Here is an 8,964-nt window from a genome sequence, read left to right on the forward strand (position 1 = left end):
TCGTCACTGGACCACATCCGTTCCGTTATCCGTTCGTGGCCCGCCCCCCCCCCCCCCCCCCCCCCCCCCCCCCTCCGCCGGCAGCGCCAGATGGGTATAAGACCCCGCCCCCCCCCCGCCCCGGCCGCCCGCCGTGCCGCCGGTACCCCTCCCCGGTATCCTTCCGTACAAGGAGCAGAGCGATGAGCGTGACCACCGACCCGAAGGACCGGACCGGCCGGAGCGAGCAGGTGGAGCTCGCCATCGGCGGGATGACCTGTGCCTCGTGCGCCGCGCGGATCGAGAAGAAGCTGAACCGGATGGACGGTGTGACCGCCACCGTCAACTACGCGACCGAGAAGGCCAAGGTCACCTTCGAGCCGGGGGTCACCGTCGAGGCGCTGGTCAGCCAGGTCGAGGCCGCCGGTTACACCGCCGAGCCACCCCGGCCGCCCGCCCCGCCGGACGAGGCCGCCGACCCGGAGGACGAGCGGCTGCGCGCGCTGCGCGACCGGCTGGCGATCTCCGCCGTGCTGACCGTGCCGGTGATCGCGCTGGCGATGGTCCCGGCCTGGCAGTTCACCAACTGGCAGTGGATATCCCTCGCGCTGGCCTGGCCGGTGGTGCTCTGGGGCGCCTGGCCGTTCCACAAGGCCGCCTGGACGAACCTCAGACACGGCTCCTCCACCATGGACACCCTCGTGTCCATGGGCACGCTGGCGGCGCTGGGCTGGTCGCTGTACGCCCTGCTGTGGGGCACGGCCGGTGTGGCCGGCATGACCCACCCGTTCGAGCTGACCGTCGAACGCACCGACGGCTCGGGCAACATCTACCTCGAAGCGGCGGCGGGCGTCACGACGTTCCTCCTCGCCGGGCGGTACTTCGAGGCGCGGGCCAAGCGCCGCGCGGGTTCGGCGCTGCGCGCGCTGCTGGAACTGGGCGCGCGGGACGTGGCGTTGCTGCGCGCGGACGGCCGCGAGGAGCGCGTTCCCGTCGAACGCCTCGCGGTGGGTGACACGTTCGTGGTGCGGCCCGGAGAGAAGATCGCCACCGACGGTGTGGTGACCGAGGGTTCGTCGGCCGTGGACGCCTCGATGCTCACCGGCGAGTCGGTGCCCGTCGAGGTCCGCCCGGGCGACGCGGTCACCGGCGCCACCCTCAACGCCGGTGGCCGGCTGGTGGTTCGCGCCACCCGGATCGGCTCCGACACCCAACTCGCCCAGATGGCCCGCCTGGTGGAGGAGGCGCAGAACGGCAAGGCCGCCGTGCAGCGGCTGGCCGACCGGGTCTCCGCCGTCTTCGTCCCCGTCGTGATCGCCCTGGCGGTCGGCACGTTGGGCTTCTGGCTGGGCAACGGCGCGGGCGCCGGGGCCGCGTTCACCGCGGCGGTCGCGGTGCTGATCATCGCCTGCCCCTGCGCGCTCGGCCTGGCCACGCCCACCGCGCTGCTGGTGGGCACCGGGCGCGGCGCCCAGCTCGGCATCCTCATCAAGGGCCCCGAGGCGCTGGAGTCCACCCGCCGCGTCACCACCGTCGTGCTGGACAAGACCGGGACCGTCACCACCGGCCGCATGACCCTCCAGGCCACGCACGCCGCCGACGGCGAGGACCCGGCCGACGTGCTGCGGCTGGCCGGAATCCTGGAGAACGCCTCCGAGCACCCCATCGCCCGGGCCGTCGCCGTCGCCGCCTCGGCCGGTGGTGACCTGCCCGCGCCGGAGGACTTCGCCGCCCTCGACGGCCTCGGGGTCCGGGGCCCCGCCGGGGGCCACAGCGTCCTGGTGGGCCGCCCCCGCCTGCTGCGGGACCACGACATCACCCTGCCCCCGGAGCTGGAGACCGCCCTGGCCGACGCCGAGTCCGAGGGCCGGACCGCCGTGGCCGTGGCCTGGGACGGGAAGGCACGCGGCGTGCTCACCGTCTCCGACACCGTCAAGCCGACCTCCGCCGAGGCCGTCGCCGAGCTGCGGGCCCTGGGCCTGACCCCGATCCTGCTGACCGGCGACAACGCCGCGGCCGCCGCGTCGGTCGCCCGGCAGGTCGGCATCGACGAGGTGATCGCCGAGGTCATGCCGCAGGACAAGGCCGACACGGTCCGCCGCCTCCAGGCGGAGGGCAGGTCCGTGGCCATGGTCGGCGACGGCGTCAACGACGCCGCGGCCCTGGCCACCGCCGACCTCGGCCTGGCCATCGGCACCGGCACCGACGTGGCCATCGAGGCAGCCGACCTCACCCTGGTCCGGGGCGACCTCACGGCCGTGGCCGACGCCATCCGCCTCGCCCGCCGCACCCTGACCACCATCAGGAGCAACCTGTTCTGGGCCTTCGCCTACAACACCGCGGCCCTGCCCCTGGCCGCCGCCGGGCTGCTCAACCCGATGCTCGCGGGCGCCACCATGGCCCTCAGCTCGGTGTTCGTCGTGAGCAACAGCCTCCGCCTGCGGAGCTTCCGCCCCACGCGGTGACCGTTCGGCTCAGTAGGTCATGACCGCCCAGACCCCCGTGGCGGCGACGGCGCCCGCGTAACCGGCCGTCGCCGCCGCCACGATCCGTTCCCGCGTCTCCGGGCGCGGCGCGCGCCGTCCCCGGGACAGCAGCCACGCCAGCACCGGCAGCACGAGCACGGCGTGCAGGGTCACGAAGTGCAGCGGCTTCAGCCACGCCGTGGACTCGTACGCCGCCACCTGTTGGCCGGTCCTGGCCAGGACCACGCCGCGCGCGATCATCGCCACGCCGGACCCGAGCGCCGCCAGCAGGAGCGCGAAGCCCGCGCGGACCGCCAGCGGCATCCCCGGCGGCCCGGCCGGGGCGCGCCGCAGCGCGGCGACCGCGAACGCGGAGAGCACCACCACCAGGACCCAGCCGCCGCCCGCCAGCACGGTCGAGACGGACGCGTCGAAACCGGTCTCCATGTTGAGGTGCGACGGCACCCGCCGCCACGCCTGGAGCGTGATCCCGCCCACCTCCACCACGCAGTCGGCGGCGAAGACCCCGAGCAGCGCCGCGCGGGCACGGGCGCCGATCCGTATGTACGACGTGACCCACGCCACCGCGATCAGCGTCACGCCGAACGAGACGCCGAACGTCACCGGTTTGCGCCAGGAGACGGGCCCGTTCCACGGGCCGCCGTCGACGGCGAAGACGGCCAGATGCGCGAGGCCGGAGGCGATCAGGACGACGCCGGTCGCGTAGCAGAGACGTTCGACCGGGCGCCCGGCGAGACGAAGGGACACGGCGGCCAGCCTCGCCGCCCCGCGCCCGCGCCGTCGTCGTCCGACCGGAGACACCGGGCCTACGCCGCCGGGAGCAGCCGGCCCGCGCGGCGGGCACCCCGACGCCGGAACGGGATGCCCGTCCGGACACCCGTGCGGTCACCCGTCCGACGCAACGGCCGCGACGGGCCCGCGCCCGCGTCGTTCGCCCCCCGCCCGGGCATGGCGGCAGGCGGTGGCGCGAAGATCGACTGGCCGCCCCTCCGGCCCGGCCGCAGATTGGGACCGTGCACAGGAGAGCGCCGTGGTGGGCCGGGGGACGGGCCTACCCCGTGCTGCCCGCCGCGCTGATCACCCTCGGCCTCGTGCTCGACTTCGTCACCCCGCCGAGGTTCACCCTCACCCCGTTCTACGTCGCCGCGCCACTGCTCGCCGCCCCCGTGCTGTCCCTCGCGGCCACCGCCGCGTACGGCCTGCTCGCCACCGCCGCCGTCGCCGTCGAGATGGCGTGGCGCTCCCCGCTCCTGTGGAGCGAGGCCGGCATCAAGACCGGCACGGTCGCGACGATCTCCCTCATCGCCGTCGCCGTGAACCGCATCGTGGCCGCCCGCGACCAGCGCGTCGCCTCCGCCCGCGAGATCGCGGAGGCCGTGCAGCGCGCCGTGGTGCCCGAACCGCCCCCGCGCGTCGGGCTGCTCCGCGTCGCCGCCCGGTACCAGGCGGCCCAGCGCAACGCCATGGTCGGCGGCGACCTGTACGCCGTCCGGGAGACCCCGTACGGCGTGCGCATGCTCGTCGGCGACGTGCGCGGCAAGGGGCTGGCCGCGACCGAGGCGGTGGCCCTGATCCTCGGCGCGTTCCGCGAGGCCGCCGAGTGCGAACCGGAGCTGGAGACGGTCGCCGCCCGGCTGGAGACCGCGCTCGTGCGGGAACGGACGGTCCGCGCGGACCTCGACCCCGTCGAGGGCTTCACCACCGCCGTCCTGGTCGAGGTGCCGGACGACCCGCCCGTGCGGGTCCGTTTCATCAACCGCGGCCACCCGCCGCCCGTGCTGCTCGCCCCCGGCGGCGACACCGGCTACCTGGAGGGGGACACGGACCCCGCCCTGCCGCTCGGCCTCGGCGACCTGCTCCCCCGCCCCGACCGGCCGGGCACCGTCCCGTTCCCGCCCGGCACGCATCTGCTGCTGTACACGGACGGCGTCAGCGAGGCCCGCGACGCCGACGGCGTCTTCTACGACCCGGCGGACCGGCTGCGCGGCCGGGACTTCCCCGGTCCGGCCGCGCTGCTGGACCGCGTCGTCGAGGACGTCTCCGCGCACACCGGCGACGGCCTCCAGGACGACATGGCCCTCCTGGCGGTCCACCTCCCCGCCTCAGCACCGGCCACGGCACCGGGCGGCCAGGTGTATTGATCACGGGCGCGCACGAGCCGCGCCCGCCCTGGTGCGAGGCGCGGCAGGCGGTCATGACGGAAGAACCTCCTGCTGGACGGCGGGCGGAACCGTGGCGGCCGGGGCGGTGACGGCCCCGGTCCCGGCCGGCGGGGTGGTGGGGCGTCGCCGCAGCCCGGTCGCGGTGACGGCGGCGGCGATGAGCGCCGCGCCCAGCGGCACGAGCAACGCGGCGCGGAAACCGTCGAGGATCTCCTGCGCCGAGGCCCCGCTCTCCGGCGTGACCGCGACATTGACGGCGGTGGCGGCGGAGAGCCCGAGCGCCGCGCCGAACTGGATCGAGGTGTACAACAACCCGCCGGCCAGGCCCTGTTCGGACTCCTGGACGCCGTCGGTCGCGGATATGGTCAACGGCCCGTAGGCGAAGGCGAACGAGAGCCCGACCAGCAGCATCGACGGGAACATCGCCAGGTAGACGGTGTCCATGCCGACCGGCAGGAACAGCCCGTACGCCGCGGCCGCCAGCAGCAACCCGCCAAGGATGACGCGGGCGTTGCCGAAGCGGTTGACGAGGAGGGGCGTCACGGTCGGCGCGAGGATCGCGTCGATGCCCATCACCAGCATCGCCAGGCTCGTCTCCATCGTGGACCAGCCGCGCAGTTCCTGGAGGTACAGCACGACGATGAACTGGAACCCGAAGAACCCGGCGGCCAGCAGCAGTCCGGCGATGTTGACCCGGACCAGCGTCGCCGAGCGGAGGATGCCGAGCCGCACCAGCGGTGCGGGGGACCGGCGTTCGACGGCGACGAAGGCGGCGAGGGCCGCGAGCCCGGCGGCGAGCGTCACCGTGGTCGGGCCGATGCCGGTGTGGGAGGCGCGTTCGACCGTGACGGCCAGCAGCAGCAGGCCGACGGTGATGAGCAACGCGCCCGCGAGGTCCAGGGGTTGCCGCCGCCGGTCGGCCTCCGCCTCGGTCTCCACCGGGCGGGGGATGAGGGCGAGGGCGGCGACCAGGAGCACCAGCGAGACGACGACCGGCGCGAAGAAGACCCACCGCCAGTCGATCGAGGCGAGCAGGCCGCCGAGGACGAGGCCGAGCGCGAAACCCCCGGCGCCCGTACCGGAGTAGATGAGCAGCGCGCGGTTGCGCTGCGGGCCCTCCGGGAAGCTCGTCGTGATGATCGACAGGCCGGCCGGCGTCATGAACGCGGCGGCCACGCCCGTCACGAACCGGGCGGCGATGAGCATCCAGCCCTCCGTCGCCAGGCCGCCGAGGCCGGAGAAGAGCAGGAACACGGTCAGCCAGCCGACGAACATCCGCCGCCGGCCCAGGAGATCGGCGGCCCGGCCGCCCAGCAGCATGAAGCCGCCGTAGCCGAGGACGTAGGAGCTGGTCACCCACTGGAGTTCACCGGTGGACAGGCCCAGATCGGCGCGGATCGAGGGGAGGGCCACGTTGAGCATGGCCACGTCGATCCCCTCCAGGAAGATGGCGCCGCACAGGACGAACAACATGCCCCAGGCACGGGTTGACATGGGAAGGCATCCCTTCTCGATGGGCAAGGCACAGATCACAGACACAGATCACAGACACGGATCAAAGGCGCAGATCAAAGACGGTTCTCTCTTGTAACCGACAGCATCATGGGGAACCATTCCCCCATGGAAGAAGGCACTTTGAAGTCCCCGGGGAACACCGGGGATACCGTGGACGCGACGTGCTGCGACGCCATCGGCCCCGAGCCGTATCCGTACGACGTGAAGCAGTGGGACGTCAGGGAGGACTGCGAAGTCCGGCAGATCCTCGACCGGATCGCGGACAAGTGGTCGTTGCTGGTCATCGCGTTGCTCGACTGCCAGAGCCTGCGCTTCACCGAGTTGCGCCGCGAGATCGACGGTGTCAGCCAGCGGATGCTCACCCGGACGCTGCGCCACCTCGAACGCGACGGCCTGGTGTCGCGGACGGTCCACGCGACCGTGCCGCCGCGCGTGGACTACGCGCTGACACCGCTCGGTTCCACGCTGCACGCGACGATCCAGTCGCTGGTCACCTGGACCGGGGAGCACCAGCGCGAGATCGCCGCCGCCCGTGCCGCATACGACGCACGCGATCACGAGGGGTGAGCGCGCGGGGCTCTCCGTATAACAATTGACGCACCGTCAGATGCTCAGCGGCCGACAAAGTGGCGCCGTTTTGCCCGAATTGCAGTCCTTGCGGCGTGAAAATCCTGGTCAAGAGCCTGGGTTTATTCCCCTGGGCACTTGGAATCTGGCGGCAGCTTCTATTAACGTTCGATAACGCAGCGCGGTCGTCACCGCCGTCACCAGGGACGGCGCCGTGCTCACTCGCCGAATCCGGCACGTGCGAAACAACTGCACCAATGGAACCGGGGAACCACCACTTGGGGTGAATCGGACTGCCGGCAGCCACCAGCCGCCGCTCTCCCGTAGGAGACCTTCCTGCTCCGAACCCGTCAGCTAACCCGGTAGGCGGAAGGAAGGAAAGGAGAGCGCCCCCGTGGCGTCGAACCGGCATGCCTCGATAGAGGACACGCACGTGGACCCGCACGGCTCCACCGGCACCATCCCGGCCTACTTCGGGCCGAGGACCGCCGACCCCCGGCCGTACGGCGAGTGGAATCCCAGCGAGGACACGCTTCTTCCGGTCCGCGGCCGGCACCGCGTCGCCCGCCAGCGCGGCGGCACCATCGCCCGCAGCCGCGCGGTGCTCGGCGTCGGCGTGTTCGCCGCGGTCGGCGCGGGCGGCATGGCCACGGCCAACGAGGACGGCGCGAGCGCCGTCGCCGGCGCGGAGACCGCGACCGACACCGTGGCGGCCATCCCCGTCCTGGGCGACCTGCTGACCGGTACCGACTCCACCACCGTCGCGGCGTCCGCCACCGGTACCGCGTCGGAGACGACCGGCGTGCTCGACGCCGGCGAGGCCCTGCGCGCCCGGCTCCTCCAGCAGGCCGACCAGCAGGACGCCACCGCCGAGGCGCGCGCCGTCACCGCCGCCGTGCGGGAGGCCGAGACCGCCGCCGCCGAAGCCGCCGCCGCCACCGCCGAGGCCGAGCGCGCCGCCGAGGAGGAGCGGCAGCGCGAGCAGGAGGAGGCCGAGCGCCTGGAGGCGCTGCGCGCCAGCTACACCCTGCCGCTCAGCGACTACCGCCTCTCCTCCACCTTCGGCGCCAGCGGCTCGATGTGGCAGAGCACCCACACCGGCACCGACTTCGCCGCCGCCGCCGGCACCCCGATCAAGAACGTGCACACCGGCACCGTCACCGAGGCCGCCTGGGCCGGCTCGTACGGATACCGCGTCATCATCGAGCTGGAGGACGGCACCGAGGTCTGGTACTGCCACCTGTCGTCGATGAACGTGACCGCCGGCCAGGAGCTGGCCACCGGCGACACGGTCGGCACGGTCGGCTCCACGGGCAACTCCACCGGCGCCCACCTCCACCTCGAAGTCCGCCCCGGCGCCGACCCGATCGACCCCCTGACCTGGCTCCGCGACAAGGGCCTGACGGTCTGACCCACCCCCCGAACCTCCGGTGACCCCGACAGCTCCCCCGGCGTCGGGGTCACCGGACTCAACCGAACCCCCTCACCGCCGAGGCCGGGCGACAAGCCGGACGTCCGGCCCGGACCGCGCCACGTCCAGCAGGTCGCAGCGCAGGATGTCCGCCATCGTCGTGATGGACCCGCCCTGGAGCGCGCTCTTGCCGTCGCCCAGCAGCGCCGGGGCGATGTACGCGATGATCCGGTCCACCAGCCCGGCCGAGACGAACGACGCGGCCAGCGTCGGCCCGCCCTCCAGGAACATCCCGCGCACCCCGCGTTCGCCCAACGCCCCCAGCAGGGCGTCGAGTCGCAGGCCGCGCCCGTCCTCCGCCCGCGGCAGCCGCACGACGGTGGCCGCATCCTCCAGGTGCCGGGCGTCGGCATCCTCGGCGACGGTGATCAACGTGGGCGCGACGTCGTCCAGCACCCGCGCGCCTCGCGGCGTGCGGGCCTCGGTGTCCACCACGACCCGCCACGGCTGCCGTTCGACCTGAACCGGAACGCGCAACCGGGGATCGTCCCGGCCCGACCGCACGGCCAGGTGCGGATCGTCGGCCCGCTGCGTCCCGGACCCCACGACGGTCGCCTGACACGCCGCCCGCAACGCGTGAACCTCGGCCCGCGACTCGGGACTCGTGATCCACTGACTCGTCCGATCCGCCGCCGCGATCCGCCCGTCCAACGTCGCCGCGTACTTGTACACGACGAACGGCCGCCCCCCGACCCCACCCCACTCCTCGACCCCGACCAACTCGCTGATCAGCACAGAACCCTCCCGACGTCCGCCCTGCCCCCGAGCCAGGCAGAAATCTCGT

At 73.5% G+C, this 8,964-nt stretch carries 7 protein-coding genes and 1 riboswitch; of the genes, 4 read left to right on the plus strand and 3 right to left on the minus strand.

Going from position 1 to position 8,964, the window contains the following annotated elements:
• Positions 1-182: 182 nt before the first annotated feature.
• Positions 183-2,444 (plus strand): heavy metal translocating P-type ATPase, encoded by a 2,262-nt coding sequence (locus BN2279_RS06550; protein ID WP_059007403.1) that lies wholly within the window; start codon positions 183-185, stop codon positions 2,442-2,444.
• A gap of 9 nt (positions 2,445-2,453) precedes the next feature.
• Here BN2279_RS06550 and BN2279_RS06555 read toward each other — a convergent pair whose 3' ends face one another.
• Positions 2,454-3,212 (minus strand): hypothetical protein, encoded by a 759-nt coding sequence (locus tag BN2279_RS06555; RefSeq protein WP_234347515.1) that lies wholly within the window; start codon positions 3,210-3,212, stop codon positions 2,454-2,456.
• A gap of 266 nt (positions 3,213-3,478) precedes the next feature.
• Here BN2279_RS06555 and BN2279_RS30950 point away from each other — a divergent pair, with 266 nt between their 5' ends.
• Positions 3,479-4,606: a PP2C family protein-serine/threonine phosphatase gene (locus BN2279_RS30950; protein ID WP_159037085.1), complete on the plus strand. Its 1,128-nt coding sequence runs from the start codon at positions 3,479-3,481 to the stop codon at positions 4,604-4,606.
• A gap of 51 nt (positions 4,607-4,657) precedes the next feature.
• Here BN2279_RS30950 and BN2279_RS06565 read toward each other — a convergent pair whose 3' ends face one another.
• Positions 4,658-6,121 (minus strand): MFS transporter, encoded by a 1,464-nt coding sequence (locus BN2279_RS06565; RefSeq protein WP_059007406.1) that lies wholly within the window; start codon positions 6,119-6,121, stop codon positions 4,658-4,660.
• Between the two features lie 126 nt (positions 6,122-6,247).
• On the opposite strand from BN2279_RS06565, the gene BN2279_RS06570 reads away from it, so the two are divergent.
• A complete protein-coding gene (locus BN2279_RS06570; RefSeq protein ID WP_079031920.1) occupies positions 6,248-6,709 on the plus strand; it encodes a winged helix-turn-helix transcriptional regulator in 462 nt (153 codons plus the stop codon).
• 213 nt (positions 6,710-6,922) lie between these two features.
• Positions 6,923-7,093: riboswitch (cyclic di-AMP (ydaO/yuaA leader) on the plus strand.
• A 10-nt stretch (positions 7,094-7,103) separates the two neighbouring features.
• Positions 7,104-8,120: a M23 family metallopeptidase gene (locus BN2279_RS30955; protein ID WP_079031921.1), complete on the plus strand. Its 1,017-nt coding sequence runs from the start codon at positions 7,104-7,106 to the stop codon at positions 8,118-8,120.
• Positions 8,121-8,192: 72 nt separating this feature from the next.
• On the opposite strand, the gene ribD is transcribed toward BN2279_RS30955, so the two are convergent.
• On the minus strand, positions 8,193-8,964 hold a 772-nt coding region (ribD, locus tag BN2279_RS06580), incomplete at its 5' end, for a bifunctional diaminohydroxyphosphoribosylaminopyrimidine deaminase/5-amino-6-(5-phosphoribosylamino)uracil reductase RibD (protein WP_234347516.1).

This window comes from Streptomyces specialis, assembly GCF_001493375.1.
In the GTDB taxonomy this organism is placed as follows: domain Bacteria; phylum Actinomycetota; class Actinomycetes; order Streptomycetales; family Streptomycetaceae; genus Streptomyces; species Streptomyces specialis.

Bases quoted from the DNA above. Each gene is read 5' to 3' on its own strand.
- BN2279_RS06550 (WP_059007403.1), top strand. From the start codon at position 183: ATGAGCGTGACCACCGACCCGAAGGACCGGACCGGCCGGAGCGAGCAG.
- BN2279_RS06565 (WP_059007406.1), bottom strand. From the start codon at position 6,121: ATGTCAACCCGTGCCTGGGGCATGTTGTTCGTCCTGTGCGGCGCCATC.
- BN2279_RS06570 (WP_079031920.1), top strand. From the start codon at position 6,248: ATGGAAGAAGGCACTTTGAAGTCCCCGGGGAACACCGGGGATACCGTG.